Below are 22471 nucleotides of genomic sequence, written 5' to 3' on the forward strand. Positions count from 1 at the left end.
GGTTTGGGTTGGCTGCATTCTGGTTGCTCTTGATGTTTTGAGCCGATGAGTCCAAGACTTACACACTTACGATAAGCTCTCTGGGTTTTGAATAATTTCTCGCGGGCTGCGTCCGCGAGAAATTATTTAAATGCGTAAATCCTAAAGTCAATAAGGCGCTGCGTAACCATCGGGGTTATGCAGCGCTTCTATTTCTTCTGCCCTTCAGATTTTTTGCCTTGATTTTTTGCCCTTTGGAGACTTCATCCCTCACTTTCACTTTGTGGTCATGGTGTGAGCGCCGTCCCAGTTTTCGGCGGGTGGGGTGAGCAGAAACTCGCGGGCCCGCTCTAGATGCACCTGAACAGCGCGATCGCCCGGCTTGATGTCCTGTGCCCGTTCAAAGTGCTGCAACGCTTCATAAAACCGCAGATGGTTGTACGCAGTGCGTCCGGCGGCGTAGTGGTTCAAAAAGGCAGCGGTTTCTGGGGGAAGGGGCTGCGTGCGATCGCCAATTAGCTCGTAGATATTGATTGGAATCGTTTTGCCCTTGACGCGAATACGGTCGAGTTCCCGCACCCACACCTGATCGCGGCAGAGCTTGTAGGTATACTCGCTGAGGATAATATCGCAGCCGTATTCTTTGGTCACGCCTTCCAGTCGGGCGCTAATGTCCACACCATCGCCAATCACGGTATAGTCCATCCGCTTTTGAGAGCCGATGTTGCCGGAAACCACCTCGCCAGAGCTAATGCCGATGCCAATGCGGATGATGGGCTGGTTTGCCAGACGGCGGTGTTCGTTAAATTCCTTCAGCCGTCGCCGCATGTCCAGCGCCGATTGCACCGCCATCCAGGGGTGATTAGGCAGCGGCAGGGGCGCACCAAACACGGCCATCAGCGCGTCGCCAATGAACTTGTCCAGCGTGCCCTCGTAGGTAAACACCGCCTCTACCATCGTCTCAAAATAGTCGTTGAGCAGCGTCACCACGTCCGCCGCTTCCATCTTTTCGGTGAGCGAGGTGTAGCCGCGAATGTCGGAAAACAGAATCGTCACGTCCTTGCGTTCGCCCACCATCAGCGCATCGTCGCCCAGCGCCATGACTCGTTCCGCCACGCCCGGTGTCATGTAGCGATACATGGTGGCCTTCATCCGCTTTTCCTGGCTAATGTCTTCTAGCACCACCAGTCCCCCCAGCACCTTGCCATCGGGATTGGTGAGTGGGTTCACCGTCAGGTTGACGCTGTGTTCGATGGGGCGGATCGAGGGCACCACGCCGAGTCCTGCGGCCACGGGTGTGAGCGGAGTGGCGGGATCGTTCCACAGCAGGTATTGGTCTGGGGTTTGGCGATCGCCCACCACCAGGGCATGGGTGAGGCGCGGCGACAGCGAAAGTGCGGGAGAAACCGTCGGGTCTAGCGGCGAATGCTCAGGCAGTTCCAGTAGACCCACTTCCAGGCTTTGTTCGGGGACATAGTGGCGAGCGCCGCACTGCAAGCTGTCTTGCAGGCGCAATTGCAGATTGTCGATGGGAATTACCTCCCACACGGGGCGATGCAGCAGATGCTCGCGCCATAGATCTGCCTCAGCACTGGTATCGCCAATTGGGCATCCCAACAGCGCCAGTGCTGCGTCGTTAATGGTCACAACATTGCCCTGCAAGTCCGTGGAGATCACCGCGTTGGACAGGCTTTGCAGGATGTCTTTTTGGTATTGCTTTTCCAGCAGCACTCGCTCAAACAGTTGGGCATTTTCTAGCGCAATGCCAGCCTGGGTGTTGAAGGCCTGCATGAATTCTTCATCGGAGCGGGTAAAGCTGCCTTGGTATTTGTTGATAAGCTGCGTTACGCCGATCAGTTTTCCCGCCGAGTTGAATACAGGCATCGAGAGGATGGTGCGGGTCTTGTACCCGGTCTGGCGATCGGTGGTGGGGTCAAAGCGCGGGTCTTCGTAGGCATTCTCAACGTTGACGACCTGCCCGGTGCTGGCAACAAAGCCGACAATGCCTCGGTTCATGGGAATGCGAATTTCGAGCAGTTGCTTGCGGTCGGCAGTAGGCACTTTGGACCACAGCTCGTGGCGATCGCGATCGAGCAAAAACAGCGTGCTACGGTCGGCCCGCATGAGCTTACGGGCTTCGTCCATCACTGCCTGGAGGGTTTTTTCCAGATCTAGGCTTTGGGCCAGCAGCGTGGTGGCGTTCAGCAGGGCCGTTGCGCCGCGCTGGTTTCGCGCCGCCATGTAGAACGAATTGCAGCTTTCCAGAATCACCCCAATGGAGTGAGCAAAGTTGCGAAAGTGGGCTTCATCCTGCGGGTCGAAGGGCTGAGTGCCTCGCTTATTCAGCAATTGGGCGATCGCCACTACCTGATCCTGCGTGTCAAAAATCGGCATACACAGGATGTTGCGTGTGCGATAGCCTGTCTGCCGATCGATGCTGGGGTTGAACAGCGGATGCTGGTAAGCATCGGAAATATTCAGACTCTTGCCCGTGGTGGCAACATAGCCCGCGATGCCCTCGTTCAGCGGCAGGCGAATTTCGATCGTGCGATCGCCCTCTGAGTTCGCCTGGAAACAGTCGCCTTGGGCGACCTTGGACCAGAGTTGCGCCTTCTCTACGTCCACCAGAAAAATTGTGGTGCGCTCCGCCTGCAACACCCGCCCCACCTTCAAGGTGATCGCTTCTAGGACTTGTTCCAGCAGCGTTTCGAGGGCATCGTTGTTGATCAGGGCGATCGCCCGCAGGTAGTGCTGAAACTCTTGCGTTAGCTGCTGGAGCAGTTGGGTAAACTGGTCGTCTGACAGAGATTCGACGTGGCGCGTCAAGTCAGGTTGAATCAGGCGGGCCAGCAGACTATCAGAAGGGGAGACAGATGAGGAGAAATCCGCCATAGACTTCAATGCTTAGGGGCAACGCATTTGTAAAAGCCGTCTGGGAAAGCTGCCCTGGGCAAAGTAGCTCAGGGTCTCCCTTAGGACTGGTCAGACATGGATCAAATCAACGGTAAACGCATGAGATGCCCCTTTTTCAGCCTAACCGATCCCCTTGCAGATTGCAGGTGGGCAATACCCACAGATGCTTGCCCCCAAAGGGATTGCATCAGGAATGGCACCTTTTGTCAGCAAATCGGCAAACTGTGTCTGAAAGGGTGCATCCCACTTTTGCAACCCTCACCCTAAATCCTGCTCCCAAAGCGGGAGAGGGACTTCTAATCCGGCTCCCCCTTTTTGGGAGAAGGGGCTGGGGGATGAGGGCAAACTTGCAGAATTGGGATGCACCCGAAGAGGCTGGGGGATGAGGGCATACGCAGTCCGGCAATGTCCGGTGGGGTGTAGCGACTCGACTTGCGATCGCAGCTTTTGTCATTTTGTAACTACGTCTGGCGAAAATGACGTTTTATAAATCCTTGATTCCGTAATCATACGGAACCATTTCAGAGTCTTTCAGACAGAAATAGCCGAACAAAAAAATGTCTAAAAATCGTATTTCTTAATGAAAAGTGATTTTATTTTTGCTTACTCAAGCTCTTTTTTAGTCCTGTCCTAACGCTGCATTTAGGCCATTAATCCTGACCGAGTCAACCATTGAAAAGAATCGATGTTTCAGCCCAGAGAGGAACCTTTAAGACAAAGCTTCATATTTGAAGAGCAGCCCACAGAAATGCTGGAATCGACCTGCTGAAGGAGATTAAGCTACTTTAGCGATCGCCCTTTCCTGATATTTTGCAATCGCTTGTTAGTCATGAACATTGGCTGGGAACGATAGAAACATCTCAACCTAGTGAAAGGCTACAAGTGATTCAGCTCCTGCGCTGGGTTAGAGATTCTGTCTGATGATCTGATGAAGGGTTCTCCGGAGTCACTTCGATTGAGCTGGAGCAGAACTTTGCCGCATCAAAAACGCGGACTGAAAATCCAAACACTTTCCGCAATTTTGCTGGGAGCGTTTCAATTTTCACTCTCTATGCTGTACGAAGAAACCGATGCCTCCGTCCCGCATTTGGGGAAAACAGGCAGATTCAATGCTCATCCACTCAAGTATCTGTAGGTGACTAATCATGGCAGTTGAAAAAGTGAATTCTTCCTCTAGCTTGGCAGAAGTGGTCGATCGCATCCTGGACAAAGGGATCGTGGTTGATGCTTGGGTTCGCGTGTCTTTGGTGGGTATCGAACTGCTGGCGGTCGAAGCCCGCGTGGTAATCGCCTCCGTCGAAACCTACCTGAAGTACGCCGAAGCTGTGGGTCTGACCACCCAAGCCGCCGTCCCCGCTGCCTAGAGGCTGATCTTTGTCCCTGCTGGGTGTGTCTATTCCAACTCCTGTGGCGGGCAAGTTCGCAAAGGCTTGCGCTTCCACCTAGTAGGAGATGTTGGGGGAGTCTCGTGGCTCCCCGCTTCTCTTTCCGCATCACTTGGAGGTTATCTTGTGGTTGCTCTGAAAGACCAATGGGAGGCCGGGAGGCAGCAGCGCCAACAAGCGGTTGAGCATCTGCTGGACACCTTTCGCCACCTGCGTCAGACCGTTTCTGCCCAACTTCGTCGCGATCGCGCTGAGTTTCACCAACAGCTTCAGCAGGTGACTCAGGCCCAGCTTGCCGACCTCGCTCAGCGGCGCCAGCTTCAGGCTGCAGAGCAAATGGCGCAGTTGGCTGCGTTTCGACAACAGTTGCAGACGCAAACCGCTCAATTTCTCGACATTACCGCCGTAGAGCGATCGCTCTTGTCGCAGCAGATTTTCCAAGAGCTAGACCAGTTTCATCACGAGCTCCGCGAATCGGTCGCCGCGCTGCGGGCCATCCATCAGCAAGACCTGGGCGCACTGGCGACAGATGTAGCCATGCTGCGGGCCGAAGCACGGGCAGACTTGCAATCAATGCACGCTGAGCGGGTAGCAACATTGACCGAATTTGTCGAAACCCTGCAAGCGGATGTGCAGCAATATTTGGGTGATCTGGCGCAGGAACGTCAGGAGCGGGCCCAGGACGTGCAAGCCTTGCTGAACGAAAGCCGTGCCAAGCGCCGATCCGAATCCGCAGATCTGATGCAGCGGTTGGGCATATTTCGGGCTGAGTTGCGCCAGTTTCGGGCCCAGCTGCAGCAGCAAGTTTGGGGCAAATCCGCCGCCGCAACTCCCGCAGCCCCGGCCGCATCGGCCGCCTCAGCAAAGCCCGCTGTCAAATCGATTCCCCCGGTAACGCCTGCTGCGGCAACGCCTGCGCCCGCTCCGACCGCAAAAGCATCTGCCGCCCGCCCGCGCACGGTGGCCCGCCTCAAATCGTCGCCTGCCAAGTCAGCTAAACTACCTGCGAGTAGACCGCCCGCCCGTGGTTTCAAGCCCTCGACGGCCCCCGTGGCCGAACCCGTCGCCTCCGTCGCGGTTGACAGTCAGCCTGCTGTGCCAGCACTCGTGCCAGTAGCGCCTGTGCCAGTAGCGCCCGTGCCAGTGGTGACGGCTGCATCGGATGTCGCTACTCGCAACGGTAGCCAGTTCCCTGCAAGGGATGCAGTTTCTCTGGAACAGGCCACCTATGACTATGTGAAGTCGTCCAACGGGGCCAAGCTGATGGACATTGAATCTGCCCTCGGCATGAACCGATTCCAGGCGGTCGATACGCTGCGATCGCTCATCAAGCAAGGGCTGATCGTGCAGCGCGATCGCCTCTACCTGGCGCAAGATCAAGCCTGACTCCCAGCCCCTCAGCGAGCCTATTTCATCGCCCTTTTCATATTTTCATATCAGAGGAAAGCCACCCGTGACTACCGTTCTTCGTGCCAGCCCCCGCCGATTTGTCAGTACGCCCGCGGTCGAACGGATCGCCACCCGCGCCTTGCGCTATTTGCAATCGGGCTTTTCTGTCCATCTGCGCGGCCCGGCGGGCACGGGCAAAACCACCTTGGCGCTGCACTTGGCAGACATGATTGCGCGACCGATCATGCTGCTGTTTGGTGACGATGAGTTCAAAACCTCTGACCTGATTGGCAACCAGTCTGGCTATACCCGCAAAAAAGTTGTGGACAACTTCATCCACAGCGTGGTGAAGGTAGAAGACGAACTCCGGCAGAACTGGGTGGATGCCCGCCTGACGCTGGCCTGCCGGGAAGGATTTACGCTGGTCTATGACGAGTTCAACCGATCGCGCCCAGAGGTCAACAACGTGCTGCTGTCGGCGCTGGAGGAAAAGTTGCTGGTGTTGCCGCCTAGCCACAACCGCACGGAATACATCCGCGTGCATCCCCAGTTTCGCGCCATTTTTACCTCAAATCCAGAGGAGTATTGCGGCGTTCACGCGACGCAGGACGCGCTGCTGGATCGCCTAGTGACGATCAACATGCCGGAGCCGGATGAACTGACGCAGCAGGAAATCGCGGTGCAGAAAACGGGCATCGATCGCGAAAGCGCCAGCATCATCGTGCAACTGGTGCGGATGTTTCGTACCAAGACGGGCGCAGAAACCGCGTCGGGGCTGCGGTCTTGCCTGATTTTGGCGAAGATCTGCCAGGAGCATGAAATTATTGCCACGCCAGAAAACGCGGAGTTTCGCGACATTTGCCAGGACGTGCTGCTGTCTCGCGCGGGGCGATCGCTCTCCGAAGCCACCCAAATCCTCTGGGATACTTTCAACGAAATGATTCGGTTGAATACGGATGCTGCCCGCTCCTCTGTCGATCTGCGCGTCACTGAGGTTGAGCTAGAATCCCAACCAACTCCCCAGCCAGCCCCGCAAGCGGCGATCGCCCCCCAACCCGAAGCCCAAGTCCGGCTGCCGCTCAACACCCTGCCCCTCTCCTCCACTGACGCAGCGGCAGACGAACCCGAAGAAGAGCCTGAGTCTCCTGCGGTTCCCTACGAGCGCGACATCTTCGAGTATCTCCAGCGCCATCCCGACGTGCGCCCCTCGGAAATCGAAACCGCCCTCGGCATCACCCGCTTCCAGACCATCAACGCCCTCAACGCTCTGCGCGACAAGGGTCTAGTCACCAATCGAGGCGGCGCTGGTCGGGCCAATACCTATCGCGTCTGCGAGGGAGAACGCGCTTAGCTCAGAGTTTGGGTTAGGAATTGCACCGTTGGATCAATCCCCCTTGGAGGATGTTTGAAAAGTCCTACTGTTTGTAGCAAAGCGTGCAAGATCCCCCTAAATCTCCCTTAACAAGGGGGACCTTAAGGCGGTTTCCCCCCTTGTTAAGGGGGGCTAGGGGGGATCTCTGAGTGCTTAACATTACAGGCGATACCTTTTCAAACACCCCCTGAATGCTCCCTAAATAACTCCCTGAATCACTGCCTGAATACGGGAGACTGTCGATCCAAACCTGACCCCTTGCCGACACCTGCCCCTTTCCCTTCCAACCCCCAACTATGCCCTACTCAACCGCTCAACCAACCCGCCCCGTTCCTACTGTTACCCAAGGCTCGACGCTGGCAGATGTGCTAGAGCGCGTGCTGGACAAAGGCATCGTGATTGCAGGCGACATCTCAGTTTCCGTGGGTTCTACGGAACTGCTCAGCATTCGCATTCGCCTGCTGATTTCCTCGGTGGATAAGGCAAAGGAAATTGGCATCAACTGGTGGGAGAGCGATCCGTTCCTCAGCAGCCAGTCGCAAAAACTGCTGGAAACGAATCAGCAGCTCGAAGCCCGGATTGCGAGCTTGGAGTCTGAACTGCGGTCGCTCCGGTCTGCCAGCACAGTCTAGTCCAGCGAGCGGAAGCCATCCTCCTAGAACTTGCCAGCGTTTTCGCCGGGGGCTAGGCGTAGAGATCGGCCACAAACTCGCCATAGCCGTTGTAGAGCAGCGTCGGCACTTCTTCCCAGGAATACTGATTGCCAGGGCCGATTAGCCGCTCTTTGGCCTGCGACCAGCGGGGATGGGGCACGTCTGGCTCCACGTTCGCTTCAAACTTGTATTCGTTGGGGCTGAGGGTGTTCCAGTATGTGGCGGGCTGCGTGTCCAAAAACTCGATTTTGACGAGGGATTTTGCACCCTTGAAACCATATTTCCACGGGATGACCATGCGGATGGGTGCGCCGTGCTGCTTGGGCAGTGTGTGCCCGTAGATGCCGACGGCAAAGAAGGCGAGGTCGTTGGCCATTTCCTCGATCCGCAGCCCTTCGGTGTAGGGAAAGGGCAGGAAGCGGGCGGGCGGAAAGCTGGGGCCTTTGGTTACGGCAGGGTCGAAATAGGACGTAAAGCGGACAAATTTTGCCGAAGATTTGGGGTCTACGTCTCGCAGCAGGGCGTTCATGGGAAAACCCAGCCACGGGACAACCATTGCCCAAGCTTCGACGCAGCGAAATCGGTAGATGCGTTCTTCTAGGGGAAAGCGGGTGAGCAGGTCATCTAGGTTATAGGTTTTGGGATTGTTGACCAGACCCGTGACTTCTAGCGTCCAAGGATCGGTGGGCAGAACCTGGGCGGCTTGCCAGATGTTTTTGGAACTGCCGAACTCGTAGAAGTTGTTGTAAGTGGCGGCCAGCACTTCGCCTGTGACGGGGCGGCCTGCATCTTGAAAGGCGGGATTGGCGATCGCCCTCAGTGCCTTTGTACCCGTCAGTTCCTCTGCGATGGGGGCCTGGGCGGTTTGGCAGCCTGCCAGCGGCAGGGTCGCCATTGCAAGGCCGCCGCCGATCATCGTTTTTAGAAATCGTCGTCGGTTCAGAAACACCGATTCAGCCGTCACTGCGTTTTCGGACAGCCGCCAAGTGGGGGGCACATGCAGAAATGCCATAGGATCGTGCTAAAAAAACAGATTCAGACTGTGTTCAGAAAGCTGAGTAGACTTAACAGTTCTTAACCTGTCTGTATTTTGGCATGAATCGGGATTTTGGCATGAATTGGGGCTTGAGTTGAATCTGGATGATTGTAGCTACTCCGGCTCGAAGGGCGATCGCCCGTTGAACGAGGGTGGTACATAGTTGGGGCGGGCTAGAGTTTCCGCTAATTCATCCAGCAGTTGGGCGATCGCCCGATCATCGCGGGCCAGGCTGCTGCGGAGGTTGATCCACAAACTGCACGACCGCTGGTTCGCCGTCACCACGACCGCCTCGCGCTGGGCAAGACGGCAGGCAAAGTGATAAAGCCGCGATCGCTGCTGAGCATCGACCGTTTGCAGGCGGTAGTACAACTCGCTGCGATAGTACATCCCGTCTTGAATGCTGTCCCTAAACCAAAACTTGAACGGAAAGAAATTTCCTTCATCAATAACTGGCGGCAACACGGCGACACTCGCTCTCAAGCATTCTGTATAGGGCGTTATATGAGGACGAGCCTAGTGACACCCCATCCCTAGTATGGGCAGATTTCCGAAAAAACTCTCAGAAAACCATAGCTCTAGAAGCGCTGCTTGGCCGAAGTTTGAGATTTGCCCCTAGAGGTTTACGCAGTCTTCATATATCCGTCAGGAACATTTGAAAAAAGTTTGTGGTCATGGCAAACAAATAGCGGCGACGGCCGTATGCACCCGGTGCAAGCAATAGACAGAAACAGTTCCAGTGATTTTTTGGGAAACCTGACTCTGTGCTGCGCTGGGGTGCTGCCTGCTGGTGCATCCGCTATTTCTAGCCGTTGAGGATTTTAGCAGCGCGTTTGGCTGCCTCCCAGCCCTGAGCTAACAGGCTGGTCGAGCATAGCCCCGCGCAACAGGGAATCTCCTAACGCTCGCGATCGCCCTTTATTTTGCCAGTCGGTTTCTCGATTGCAAGATGGCGATCGCCGGGCCAATTCCGTTCGTTCACCTTTACTAAATTCCAAAGGAATTTCACGATGACGAAACCAGTCAAGCCTTATCTCTCGCTACCGGCGCTGGCGCTGACTCGCGGATCTGCCCGCAGGCTGGCGATCGCCCTACTGTCGGCCATGCTGATGGTAAGCGGGCACGCTCCCTTGCTGCACGCCCAAACCCGTTCCGATGCGCCAGTGCGCGTGAGCCAGCGCCAGCAGGGATGGGAGGCAGCCCTGACGGTTGCTCGCGTGTTGGACAGCCGACAGGATCTGGCAGGGATTGTCTTGCAGCTAGACGTGCTGGACAAGCCCGTGACCACCTACGCCAACGTGGTGTATCAAATCTTTGCGCGGGTCAACGGCCGCTGGCAGCAGGTCTACACCACGCGAGGCGCACGGCTAATTGCTAGCCCCAGCGGCCGGCTGACCCTGCCGCCAGAGTTTATCCGCTGGAGCGATTTGCAAGCTCAGATTGGGCGATCGGTCAACCTGAACACGCTGGAATTCCGCTCCATTGCGCGAGTCAGCTACGACGTGCAAAGCCGCCGCAACCAGCAGGTTTCCTGGGAATCGACCCAGACCTACGCCTCGCTGCCCCAGACGACTGTGACCCAAGTGGAAAGCGGTCAGGTCGTGATTGTCCGCGAGACGGTGATTACCGAAACCGTTAACGACCGCGGCCCGGGCCGCCCCCGCCCCACGCCGCCGAGCCGCCGCCCAGATCCACGGGAAGCTAGAGGTCCGCGCCCCCGTCCTACACCGGGTCATGGTCGTCGCCATGAGCATGGCAACTTTAGTTTGGCGATTTTGCAATCTCAGGTCACGTATCCAGAGGTGATTGCGCGGCTGTCGGTGAAGTCGAGAACGCGGCGCGGCTATCGGGAGGAGCGGCTGCTAGGGGATTTCCGCTATCGCATGAACCAGCGGGCCCAGTTTATGCGCGGGCTGCGGCGGGGCGATCGCGTCGTGGTGCGCCTCTACACGCCGCAAAACCAGTTCATTGGCTATAGCGAGTTTGAACTGCTGTCGGATTTTACAGCCGTCAGCCTGGTGCTGCCGAGCCAGCGGTCAGAGGTGCGGATTGTGCGGACGGTTTATGGAATTGATGGCGATCGCAACGGGTCTATCGATCAGGGCGCAACAGTGTATGACTACTTTACGCGAATCAGCAGCAGCCGCTACGAGGAAAGCCGCGTCACCTTCTTGCCTAGCACCCAGGGAATCGACACGCGCTTGTTTGCAGTGCGCGGGCTGCCCAACCCGCCTGTGACCTGCACCTACACTAGCTCGTTCCAAACGGGCAATTTCTCCTTGGTCAGCCGCACAATTTCCGTATTCCGCTCGGCGCTGGCTCCTGCTCTCATCTCTTTTCCAGGCAGCAGCTTTAGGGTTGTTGATGTCAGTACCACAACGGTTTACGAAGTGGCCCAACTGATCCGCGAATACGAGCGCATCGGTACGTCGAGCGGCTCCATTATGCTGATTGGCTCCGATGGCAACTATAGCTACTGTAGTGCTGCCTGCGACGACGATGATGACGATGATGACTGGAGCTATGACTGGGACGATGATGACGACGATGATGATGACGACGACGATGATGATGACGATCGTCGAGGTCGTCGCCGCAGCAATTGCAATCAGGGCATTGGCAATGGGCCAGAGGGCTGCGACCCTGGAAACTCGCGTCCTCGCGGCGGCAGCAACGATGAAGGGGGTCGCCGCCCCGGCCGCCGTCGATAGGCTGTAGCCTTAACCCAGGAAAAAGGGCGATCGCGCTTGGTCTACCTGCTCTAGGCTGGCTGGTTTAGGCGGGGCGATCGCTCCTTTCAAGCAAAATCCCCTGCTTCTGGCACCGTTCCAAGAGGCAGGGGATTTTTAGGTTACGCCGTATCTAGGTTACGCCGCGTTTACATGCCGCATTTATATAACGCCTGTATAACGCCGCAAGCAAAGCGCCGGAGAACGGACTACTCAATTCCTTCAATCCGGTCTTCTACTTCTTGATAAAGCTGGCGCAGGCGCTCTAGGTTTTCTTCGCTGGTTTCCCAATAGCCGCGGCCGTTGACCTCCAGCAGCGTGCCGACGATCTTGCGGAAGGAGTTGGGGTTCAGGTTCAGCAGGCGCTTCTGCATTTCCTCGTCTTCGATAAACGTGGTGTTCACGTCTTCGTAGACCCAGTTATCCACTGCGCCCGCCGTTGCCGACCATCCCATCGTGTTCACGAGTCGCTTCGACAGTTCCCGCACGCCCTCATAGCCGTGGGACAGCATTCCCTCGTACCACTTGGGATTCAGCAGCTTGGTGCGGGCATCCAGCCGGACGGTTTCCGACAGGGTTCGCACTTGAGCGTTGGCCGTGGTGGTGTCGGCAATGTAGGCGGCGGGCTGCTTACCGTCTTTCCGCAGACGAGACACGACCTTCGTCGGGTCCGAGTCGAAGTAGTGGGACACGTCCGTCAGCGAGATTTCCGAAGAATCCAGATTTTGGAACGTCACATCTACTGTCTTCAGCGCGGTTTCAAAAATCTGGCGCGAATCGTCCATTACGCCCGGATTGTCGGAATTGAACGAGAAGCCCTTGCGCGACAGGTACATATCCTGAAGCTCGGCCTCGCTTTCCCAGGTGCTATTTTCCACCGCCAGATTCACGTTGGAGGAATAGGAACCGGATGCGTTGGAGAACACGCGAGTTGCAGCCTGACGCACGTCTACGCCCAACTCTTTGGCCTGCTCGATGGCGTGCTTACGCACGTAGTTCATCTCGACTGGTTCATCCGCTTCGGCCGCCATTTTAATCGCGCGATCCAGCAGATTCATCTGGTTGATGAACAGGTCACGGAACACGCCAGAGCAATTCACCACCACGTCTATACGGGGGCGGCCCAGTTCCTCCAGCGGAATCAGTTCCAGCTTGTTCACCCGGCCCAGCGCATCGGGAACCGGACGCACGCCCACCAGCAGCATCACCTGGGCCAGCGACTCGCCATAGGTCTTGATGTTGTCTGTGCCCCAGAGAACGAAGGCGATGGTTTCGGGATAAGTGCCTGTCTCCGCTTTTTGCCGGGCCAACAGGCGATCGACCACAATCTGGGCCGACTGCACTGCTGCCAGGGTAGGAATTGACTGCGGATCGAGGGCGTGGATGTTTTTACCGGTAGGCAGCACATCGGGGTTGCGAATCGGGTCGCCGCCGGGGCCAGGCAGGACGTACTCGCCCTCCAGCGCTTGCAGCAGTGCGCCCAGTTCGTTGTCCGCCACAACCTGCTTCAGGCAGAATTCCAGATATTCAAACAGCGGCTTGATATCGTCGGCGTTGACCTTGGGATAGCCCGCCTCTGCCAGCGCTTCGATCCAGGGTTCTTTCTTACCCAGGTTAAAGAAGTTGAGCTTGGTGACGAGAGACACGCGCCCGTCCGCGTCGATTTGCTCCTGCACCATTGCAGCGACGGCTTTGCGAACCGCCTGGGTGATGTCGTAGAGCAACTGCACGTCGGTCAAAACGCCGCGATCGCTCCCTTTGTACACCTCGTCGATATCGCGCCCCAGGCTCTCGGCGATAATCCGCTGGAGACTCTTGATGCCGTCTTCGGGGCGATCGAGTCCTGCGATGTTGACCAGCGTGGCGATCGCCTCTTCTGCGGTCGGGGGCTTGCCGATGACGTGCAGACCGCAGGGCAACAGGCGCGACTCAATCTCCATGAGCTTGATGTAGACCTTGCCGATCAGCGTGTCGCGGTCTTCTGCCGACAGGTCGCCAGCGTCGCCATCTGGCAACACGATGTCCTTATCTAGATTGACCTGGCGACACTTTTCCACCACTGCGTTGACGATGGATGCGCCGCGTCCCGAATCCTTCAGGGTTTGGTAAGACGCGATCAGTTCGCTGAGTTCCTTCAGGCCTTTATATAGCCCCGCATTCTCCGCTGGCGGAGTCAGGTAGCTGATGGTTTCGGCATAGCCGCGACGCTTGGCGATTGTCGCCTCCGACGGATTATTCGCCGCGTAGTAATAGAGGTTGGGAATCGTGCCAATCAGGCTGTCGGGATAGCACTCGCTGGACATGCCCATTTGCTTACCAGGCATAAATTCCAGGGACCCGTGGGTGCCAAAGTGCAGCACCGCATCGGCTTTCCAGATTTTTTCCAGGTAGGTGTAGTAGGCAGCAAAGCCGTGGTGCGGGCTGGCAGAACGGGAGAACAGCAGCCGCATGGGGTCGCCTTCATAGCCAAAGGTGGGCTGCACGCCGATAAACACATTACCAAAGGACTTGCCAAATACCAGCAGGTTTTGACCGTCGGTGTTCAGATGTCCGGGCGGCGGACCCCAGCTTGCTTCCAGACGGGTGGAATAGGGCGTGAGCTGCTCATACTCCGGAACCGACATGCGGTAGGCAATGTTCAGTTCTGGGCTGGCGTATTGCGCCTGGGCATCGTGAATCACGGCTTGCATCAGCGCTTCAGCAGACTCCGGCAGTTCCTCAACGTCATAGCCGTTGGTCTTCAGCGCCTTCATCACCTCATAGATAGAGCCGAATACGTCCAGATAAGCTGCCGTGCCCACGTTGCCCTTATCCGGCGGGAAGCTGAACACAGTGATGGCGACCCGCTTTTGCAGACGGGGCTTGCGGCGGAGGTTTGCCCACTTCATGGCTCGTTGGGCGATCGCCTCTATCCGGTCTTGCAGGGCGATCGCCTTACCCGTTGCGCCATCGCGACCCGATACAATAATCGGCTCGATTGCGCCGTCCAGTTCAGGAATCGCAATTTGCAGCGCCACCTGGATGGGATGCAGTCCTAGGTCGCTGTCCTGCCATTCTTCCGTTGTCTGGAACACCAGCGGCAGCGCCACCATGTAGGGACGATTCAGCCGCTTCAGCGAGTCGATTGCCTTGGGGTGATCCTGCCGCGCCGGGCCGCCCACCAGCGCAAAGCCCGTCAGCGACACCACCACGTCCACAATGGGCTGCTTCGTCAGCGGGTCATAGAAGTAGCTGTCCACAGGTTTTGAGAAGTCCAACCCGCCCGCAAACACGGAAATTACCCGTGCGCCCATGCTTTCGAGTTCCTGCACCATGGCCACATAGTGTGCGTCGTCGCCCGTCACCAGGTGCGTCCGTTGCAGCACCAGCCCCACCGTCGGCGCGAGGGGATCTTTCATATCTGCGCCAATGTCTCGCCGAGAGCCATGCCAGTTGAGGTATTCTTTGAGATCCTCAAACATCTGGGGTGCGAGCGGGTGCCAGATGCCCATGTCGGGATAGGTGACCGGATCGCGATATTGCAGCGTCGCAGATTTCAGCGCCTGCACGTCGCAATAGCGGTCGATTAGCATCAACAGGAAGTTTTCCAGGTTTTCGGATGAGCCGCCCAGCCAGTATTGAAAGCTGAGCATAAAGTTCCGCGCGTCCTGCGCCTTGTCCATCGGCAGATACTTCAGCACCTTGGGCAGGGTGTTTAGCAGCTTTAGCATCGCGTCTTCAAAGCCCGCGCCCTGCTTCTGGCGGCGCTTCTTCATGAATTCACCGATGACGCTTTTGGACTGCCCCAGTTGCGACATGGAGAAGCTGCCCAGCTTGTTCAGGCGCATCACCTGGGGCATGGAGGGAAAAACAATGGCGGCATCGAGGCGATCGCGCACGGGCTGTACCGCAGCCACCACCTTTTCTGCTAGCTCCTCTATGAAAATTAGCGAGCCGATAAAGATATTCGCTTCTGAAACGTCTTTTTGCAGGGCTTCGTAGTTCTCAGTGCTACGTAACTCTTCTAGCAAGTAGCCGCTAATCTCGATTGCCACGTCGGGATTGCTCTCATTAATCGAACGTACCGCCGCAGACAGGGCGCTTTGATATTGCGGCTCTAGCACGACATAGACCACCTTGATCAGCGCACGCCCGTTGAGATTGTCGGGAACAATGTGTCTGACCGTGGGCTTGACGTGAGTGAACATGCAGGTCGGCTCCTCTCAAACAGGTTTTGCAATCAGCTTTGGCTATGGGCGGAACAGGGTAGGCTCCGAAACTCTGGACAAGACAGAACAGCAGACAGCAGTACTAGGCTGCCGCAGTGGGACAGGAGAGCGCCAAACCGTGACCGCTTAAAAAGTGTTACATCTGTCGTTTTACCAGAAAACGCTTGTCAAATGGAGGCTTCACGCTGCAAGTGATACAAATTGATAAACAAGCTGAGATATTTATTTACGATCAGTAGCATCAAAAAAAGTATATGCTCACAATTTGGTAAATAAATGTAAAACAATTTGCTGATGCACCTAATAGGAAAAACTTATGAATCGCAAACCCCCAGGTTCTACTGAATCATGAATCGAGTCAGGTTTAAGCCGGACATGATCACCCTCAATGTCCAGAGCCCGGTTTCTAGCCCCATTTTCTAATTTTATAAAAGTTTCTAAACAGTGCGATCGCCCCGCTTGTTTGATCGGATTCACCCAGATCCACGAATGCCAACTGAAGGACTGAAATGGGTTTGACAGCAAAAATAAATTCAAAAATCGGTTTCTTTGCTGATAGATAATCCATCAATTCTTCGGTCTAGAATTCAGGATTCTAGTCTTTTTATTTTTGATAAAAACCTGATAAAGAGTTTCACTCTTCAAGTTTCCAAAGATACCAACCCACTTCGTTCAAAGGTTTTCCGAGAGATTGTTGGATCTGATTTCGCTCAGCTTCTGGCATGTAAAACACGAAGATGTCGGAGCCATCAGGAAACTGCTCTGGCGGTACGTTTGCTTCGGCTTCGTGGCTTAGCAAGTAGAACTGGACAGTCTCGTTTGTGCGATAGCTGAGGGCGATCAGGTTGCCGATATTGATCCCAAAGTCATCGCTAATCACGATGGGTTGATTCGCCTCGTTCAGCGTTTGGGCGATCGCCGGAATGTGGTAGCTAATCCCCTTATTCCACCAGGTTTCTGCCTGGGAGCTAATGATATTGGACAGGAAGCCTAGGAAGAATAGCAAGAGGGCGATCGCCTGCCAGAATTTGCGGTTTTTTGCCCCAAAAACCTCAATTTTCATTGTTAGAAGATAGCCCGCTGCCAGGTGCAGTCCTAGAAAACTGGGCACAAGATATCGCCCGACAATCGAGCGCTGTCCACCCAAAATTAGATCCGGCAGCGCCAAAATCAACACAGGAATCAGAGCCAGCGTCCACACAAAGGTCCAAACATGGCGCGGCGCATTTTGCTGGATAAATAGCAGCGCAAATATTTCTAAAATCAGCAGCGGAATACAGAGCCACCAGAGCGCAAAGGTGTCAGGATTCCAGTCAAAGTCCATGAAAATACGGCTGAAGTTGAGCGCCGATGCTTTCACCATCACCCACAGCGGCAGCGACTCTCTTGCCCATCCCGTGGTGTTGCTTAAAACGTCACGATATTTCACTAGGAAATAGAGCCAGGGCGCAAAGGCAGCGATCGCCACACACGACCATCCCAGGTATGCGGTGCCAGCACGAGTCATGCGCCATTTTTCCCACTTGCGCGAGATGCCGCCATTCAGCAGCACGTATACGCCGTGGGCAATGCCCACCAAACCCGTGAACAAAAACGTGTAGAGTCCTGCTGTGAGGCTCAGCGCATAGAGCGCCCAGTGGGGCCAGGTGCCCAGCCGCAGCGCCCGCAGCAGCAGCGCACTGGAGGTCAGAATTAGCGCCGCCCACAGGCTGTATTCTCGCGATTCTTGGGCATAGAGGACATGGTAGGGCGAGATGGCCAGCAGGCCGACCGTCATCAGGGCGATCGCCGGAGCCTGAAATAGCTCCATGCACAGCCAGTAGGCGCAGACCAGCATCAGTAATCCAAAGACAACCGCCAGACTCCGCAGCGCCAGCACCGAATCGCCAAATAGCCGCACCCAAAATCGCCCAAGAATGTAGTACAGGGGCGGATGTTGGGGGTCTTCTTGTCCCAGGGAAGTTAACAGTTGCCCCAAGCCGCGCTCTGGGCGAAACCGCTGAAAGGCTTGCAGCTCATCGCGGGTGACGATGCGCCCGGTAAAGAGTTGCTCGACGACCTCCGAGCGCCGCTGGGCGGTCATTTCCATTGAGGTATATGCTTCGTCGTGCCAATATACCTTTTTGTCAATGTTGATGACGCGGAAGAGAAGCCCCAGCATCAGCGCCACCAGCACTAGGGTCAGCAGTCTGGGGGTAAGTGCGGTAGGGCGGATGGCGCGACGGTTCACAGGCAATCTCCTCTCGATCAATCCGAAGATGCATGAATGCAAACGGCAAGCTATCTAGCATAGCAAAGCGGGCTGTCGGTTACCGTCTGGCCAGAGAAGGATTGCAAAGGGCGATCGCCGCTAGAGATTTAGCAATCTCCTCCATTAGAGTGCTAAATTCTGGAAGGAGCGCTTAACGAAAACAAAGGTATGTCTAAGATCATTGTGTTTGAGGAAGAGTCTCGGCAGGCGCTGGAGCGCGGTGTGAATGCGATCGCCAATGCGGTGCGCGTGACGCTCGGGCCGAAGGGACGCAACGTGCTGCTGGAGAAAAAGTTTGGTGCGCCGCAGATTGTCAACGACGGCATCACGATTGCCAAAGAGATCGAGCTAGAAGATCCGCTAGAAAACACGGGGGCGCAGTTGATTCGTGAAGTTGCCTCCAAAACAAAAGATTTGGCGGGTGATGGCACGACCACTGCCACGGTGCTGGCCCAGGCCATCATCCACGAAGGGCTGAAGAATGTGGCGGCTGGGACGAACCCCATTAGTCTGCGTCGCGGCATTGAAAAAGCAGTGGCCAAACTGGTGGATGAGATCGAAGCCGTCGCCCAGCCTATCGAAGGAAATGCGATCGCCCAGGTGGCCACGGTTTCCGCAGGTAGTGATGAAGAGGTTGGCGCAATTATTGCCGAAGCCGTTGAGAAAGTCGGCCGCGATGGCGTGATCACCGTGGAGGAATCCAAGTCTCTGACCACAGAACTGGAAGTTGTGGAAGGGATGCAGTTCGATCGCGGCTACATCTCGCCCTACTTTGTCACCGATGCGGAGCGGATGATCTGCGAGATGGAGAATGTTGCGATTCTAATCACCACGCAGAAAATCGGCTCGATTGGTGAACTGGTGCCCGTTCTGGAAAAGATTGCCCGGGCCGGACAGCCGCTGCTGATCATCGCTGAAGATATCGAAGGCGAAGCTCTGGCAACGCTGGTGGTCAACCGTCTGCGAGGCGTGCTGAACGTGGTTGCGGTGAAGGCTCCGAGCTTTGGCGATCGCCGCAAAGCCGTGCTGCAAGATATTGCCGTGCTGACGGGCGGCCAGATGATTGCGGAGGAAATTGGCCTCAGCCTGGACACCGCCACGCTGGAAATGCTGGGCAACGCCCGCAAGGTTACCATTACTAAAGACACCACCACACTGGTTGCCGAAGCCCCCGATAAGGTGGCTCTGGACAAGCGCATCGCTCAAATCCGCAAGGAGCTTAGCGAAACGGATTCAGAATACGACTCCGAGAAACTGCAAGAGCGCCTGGCCAAGCTGACGGGCGGTGTGGCTGTGATTAAGGTCGGTGCAGCCACCGAGACGGAACTGAAGGACAAAAAGCTGCGGATCGAAGACGCACTGAACGCGACGAAAGCCGCGCTGGCGGAAGGCATTGTGCCCGGTGGCGGTTCTACGCTGCTGCACCTGAGCAAAAAGCTGGCTGACTTCAAAAACACGCTCTCGGCAGAGGAGCAAATCGGAGCCAACATCATCATGAAAGCGTTGGAAGCCCCGTTGCGCCAGATTGCCGACAATGCCGGAGTCGAAGGCTCGGTCGTGGTGGAACGAGTGCGAGCGATGGAGTTTGGCAAGGGCTACAACGCGCTCACCGATGCCTATGAAGACCTAATCGCGGCGGGGATTCTCGATCCGGCGAAGGTCGTGCGCTCTGGCTTGCAGGACGCGGCCTCGGTGGCGGCGATGGTGCTGACGACGGAAGCACTGGTGGTCGAAAAGCCTGAACCTGCGGCTCCCGCTCCCGGCGGCGACATGGGCGGCATGGGCGGCATGGGCGGTATGGGCGGCATGGGCATGATGTAGAAGGTAACAATCCTGAGATTGGGAACTGAAACCCTGCCATACTGCAAAAAATCTCTGCTTGATTCAATTCGATTCAGGCAGAGATTTTAAGTTTTGATGGAGTGTGGAACAGGTTGCTCTCAGTAATGTCTCTGAAAGTAGCGTCTCTGAAAGTAATGTCTCTGAACGTTTCTGAAGGAGGGCGATCGCCCTCAGTGCAAGTTCAGCTAGTTCAAATAGTCTTAAAAATCGCCCAAAGTCCTCTCAAAATAAGGGAAAAATAAGGGAAAAATCTGCAATAAGAACCGCCTGAACACGGATGCCCAGGCGGAGTGTGGTGTGAGGAGTGAACGGAAACATGCGTCTCCGCTACGTCTATTGTAAAGGACTGGACTGGAGGATATGGGGCGATCGCCCCATCTAGGGGAAAAATTTATCAGATTGTTACTTGACGAATAGGTTTATCTACCCATCTGGGCTTATTTACCCATGCCAAGCTGTTGAGCCTTCTGATAGACCTTGCCCTCCGTAAGCAGCGACGGCGCGATAATCACCTCGACCTGCTGCATCTCCCGAATGTCCTTTGCACCCAGTGTGCCCATGCTGGTTTGCAGCGCACCCAAAAAATTGTGTGTACCGTCATCCAGCTTTGCCGGCCCGCGCAAAATCTCGCGCAGTGTCCCCGTCGTCCCCACGCGAATGCGGGTTCCGCGAGGCAGCACAGGACTGGGCGTTGCCATGCCCCAGTGATAGCCACGACCGGGCGCTTCGGCCGCACGAGCGAAGGGCGACCCAATCATTACGCCATCTGCACCACAGGCGATGCACTTGCAGATATCGCCACCCGTAATCAGACCTCCATCCGCAATGATTGGCACATAGTTTCCGGTTTCCCGATGATAGTCGTCGCGGGCAGCCGCGCAGTCGGCGATCGCCGTCGCCTGGGGCACACCCACCCCCAACACCCCACGAGAGGTACAGGCTGCGCCCGGCCCAATGCCCACTAGCACGCCCGATGCGCCCGCCTTCATCAAATTCAGCGCCACATCGTAGGTCACGCAATTCCCCAAAATCACAGGAATCGGCATTTCCTGACAAAAGTCTGCCAAATCTAGCGGCGTGATCGACTCCGGCGACAGATGCGCCGTAGACACCACCGTCGCCTGCACAAAAAACAGATCTGCGCCGGCCTTGGCCACGGTCTGCCCAAACCGAGACGCACCTGCCGGAGTCGCGCTCACCGCCGCAATCCCACCCTGCTGCTTAATTTCCTGAATCCGCTGCTCAATTAGCGCTGGTTTAATCGGCTCTGCGTATAGCTCCTGCATCAGCGGCACAAACTCGTGCTTTTCCACCGATGCAATTCGATCTAGGACGGCATTTGGATCGTCGTAGCGCGTCTGCACGCCCTCCAGGTTCAACACGCCTAGCGCGCCCAGTTCGCTCAGCGCTACCGCCATCCGCACATCCACTACCCCGTCCATTGCGCTGGCAATAATCGGAATTTCCCGCTCGATGCCGCCGATCGTCCAGCGGGTATCGGCGAGAGATGGGTCGAGCGTGCGCGAACCTGGAACCAGTGCAATTTCGTCGATACCGTAGGCTCTGCGGGCAGATTTACCCTTACCAATTTGGATGTCCACTATTCACCCTCTGCTTGACCCAACATCGAGGCTGAAATCGGTAGGCACTACAACCCCAAATCACGCAAGCGAGAATTCACTCACGACTTAGAATGCAAGCTACTTTTTTCAACCCAATAAGGAACTAGACTACCAAAAATTGGGCGTGATCTGTTGCCTATTTAACCAAACGATGGCGCAAGACCCAAACAGCAGAATGGCGGTACTTCTGTCAATCCTGAGGAAGAAGATTACAAAATGTTGCGACAAAACTAAGAATGACAACCTGATGCCGCAAAATGTTTGCGGAAGGTAGCTGAGCCTCAACCCTTATGTACTTCTGGTCACACTCGTGTGGAGGGGTATCGCTAGGGGTAGAGTATGGAAAGTTACTATGCCAGTCCGCAAAAGACTCAACTGTATGAATTTGATGAGTTCAGTTGAGTTTGTTTAGCGAGCCTTCTCAGAGACTTTCTCATGGGTTTTCCTGCATAGGGTTTCCTGTGCGGCGCTCTGGAGGTTACCTGGCTAGCGGCTCAGTCGTTCAGACATGAACGCCAGTTTAGACACATCTGGTTACATTTTGCTTTTCGGAGGAATCCATCAATGAGTATTGTCACGAAGTCAATCGTGAATGCCGATGCTGAGGCTCGCTATCTCAGCCCGGGTGAACTAGACCGGATCAAAGGCTTTGTCACCTCTGGTGAAAAGCGTCTGCGGATTGCCCAAGTGCTGACCGACTCTCGCGAGCGGATTGTGAAGCAAGCGGGTGACCAACTGTTCCAAAAGCGTCCCGACGTGGTTTCTCCCGGTGGTAACGCTTATGGCGAAGAAATGACGGCTACTTGCCTGCGTGACCTCGACTACTACCTGCGTCTGGTGACCTACGGTGTGGTTGCAGGCGATGTCACTCCCATCGAAGAAATCGGCATCGTGGGTGTACGTGAGATGTACAAGTCTCTGGGTACTCCCATCGAAGCAGTGGCAGAAGGCGTTCGCGCAATGAAGAACGTGGCAACGTCCATGATGTCTGGCGAAGATGCGGCTGAAGCTGGCGCTTACTTCGACTACGTTATCGGCGCAATGCAGTAGGGTTTTGCCCTCAACTGTTGCCTGAATGCATCAAGATTCACT

At 56.0% G+C, this 22471-nt stretch carries 13 protein-coding genes; 7 read left to right on the plus strand and 6 right to left on the minus strand.

What is annotated here, in order from left to right; genetic code table 11:
- Positions 1–255: 255 nt before the first annotated feature.
- On the minus strand, positions 256–2871 hold the full coding sequence (locus JTM80_RS00475) for an adenylate/guanylate cyclase domain-containing protein (protein ID WP_205370367.1): 2616 nt from the start codon (positions 2869–2871) through the stop codon (positions 256–258).
- A gap of 1166 nt (positions 2872–4037) precedes the next feature.
- Here JTM80_RS00475 and gvpA point away from each other — a divergent pair.
- The 4 genes from gvpA (at position 4038) to JTM80_RS00495 (ending at position 7670) form a co-directional block, all read left to right on the plus strand.
- Positions 4038–4256 (plus strand): gas vesicle structural protein GvpA, encoded by a 219-nt coding sequence (gene gvpA / locus JTM80_RS00480; RefSeq protein WP_068510916.1) that lies wholly within the window; start codon positions 4038–4040, stop codon positions 4254–4256.
- Between the two features lie 147 nt (positions 4257–4403).
- On the plus strand, positions 4404–5663 hold the full coding sequence (locus JTM80_RS00485; protein ID WP_205370369.1) for a hypothetical protein: 1260 nt from the start codon (positions 4404–4406) through the stop codon (positions 5661–5663).
- A gap of 67 nt (positions 5664–5730) precedes the next feature.
- The gene (gene gvpN, locus JTM80_RS00490) at positions 5731–7017 is read left to right on the plus strand and encodes a gas vesicle protein GvpN (RefSeq protein ID WP_172353670.1); all 1287 of its coding nucleotides are present in this window, start codon (positions 5731–5733) and stop codon (positions 7015–7017) included.
- 317 nt (positions 7018–7334) lie between these two features.
- The gene (locus JTM80_RS00495; RefSeq protein ID WP_172353671.1) at positions 7335–7670 is read left to right on the plus strand and encodes a gas vesicle protein; all 336 of its coding nucleotides are present in this window, start codon (positions 7335–7337) and stop codon (positions 7668–7670) included.
- A 52-nt stretch (positions 7671–7722) separates the two neighbouring features.
- On the opposite strand, the gene msrP is transcribed toward JTM80_RS00495, so the two are convergent.
- Together msrP and JTM80_RS00505 are read right to left on the minus strand one after the other, a co-directional pair.
- Positions 7723–8703: a protein-methionine-sulfoxide reductase catalytic subunit MsrP gene (gene msrP, locus JTM80_RS00500; protein ID WP_172353672.1), complete on the minus strand. Its 981-nt coding sequence runs from the start codon at positions 8701–8703 to the stop codon at positions 7723–7725.
- A gap of 138 nt (positions 8704–8841) precedes the next feature.
- Entirely contained in the window at positions 8842–9210 is a 369-nt protein-coding gene (locus JTM80_RS00505; RefSeq protein WP_205370370.1) for a hypothetical protein, read from the minus strand.
- 527 nt (positions 9211–9737) lie between these two features.
- Between JTM80_RS00505 and JTM80_RS00510 the strand changes: the two genes are divergently transcribed.
- Positions 9738–11438, plus strand: a complete 1701-nt coding sequence (locus tag JTM80_RS00510) for a hypothetical protein (protein ID WP_172353186.1) — start codon at positions 9738–9740, stop codon at positions 11436–11438.
- 227 nt (positions 11439–11665) lie between these two features.
- Here the strand turns inward: JTM80_RS00510 and JTM80_RS00515 are convergent, their stop codons facing one another.
- Complete coding sequence (locus JTM80_RS00515) at positions 11666–15643, minus strand: magnesium chelatase subunit H (protein ID WP_172353674.1); 3978 nt, start codon at positions 15641–15643, stop codon at positions 11666–11668.
- A gap of 655 nt (positions 15644–16298) precedes the next feature.
- Entirely contained in the window at positions 16299–17894 is a 1596-nt protein-coding gene (locus tag JTM80_RS00520) for a glycosyltransferase family 39 protein (RefSeq protein WP_172353675.1), read from the minus strand.
- A 189-nt stretch (positions 17895–18083) separates the two neighbouring features.
- Here JTM80_RS00520 and groL point away from each other — a divergent pair, with 189 nt between their 5' ends.
- A complete protein-coding gene (gene groL, locus JTM80_RS00525) occupies positions 18084–19736 on the plus strand; it encodes a chaperonin GroEL (protein WP_172353676.1) in 1653 nt (550 codons plus the stop codon).
- Between the two features lie 458 nt (positions 19737–20194).
- On the opposite strand, the gene JTM80_RS00530 is transcribed toward groL, so the two are convergent.
- Positions 20195–21358 carry a GuaB3 family IMP dehydrogenase-related protein gene (locus JTM80_RS00530; protein ID WP_172353677.1) on the minus strand — a complete coding sequence of 388 codons (1164 nt, stop codon included), beginning with the start codon at positions 21356–21358 and terminating at the stop codon, positions 20195–20197.
- 585 nt (positions 21359–21943) lie between these two features.
- Between JTM80_RS00530 and apcA the strand changes: the two genes are divergently transcribed.
- On the plus strand, positions 21944–22429 hold the full coding sequence (gene apcA, locus JTM80_RS00535; protein WP_068510885.1) for an allophycocyanin subunit alpha: 486 nt from the start codon (positions 21944–21946) through the stop codon (positions 22427–22429).
- Positions 22430–22471: the final 42 nt, after the last annotated feature.

Source organism: Thermoleptolyngbya sp. PKUAC-SCTB121 (assembly GCF_016919485.1).
In the GTDB taxonomy this organism is placed as follows: Bacteria; Cyanobacteriota; Cyanobacteriia; order Elainellales; family Elainellaceae; genus Thermoleptolyngbya; species Thermoleptolyngbya sichuanensis.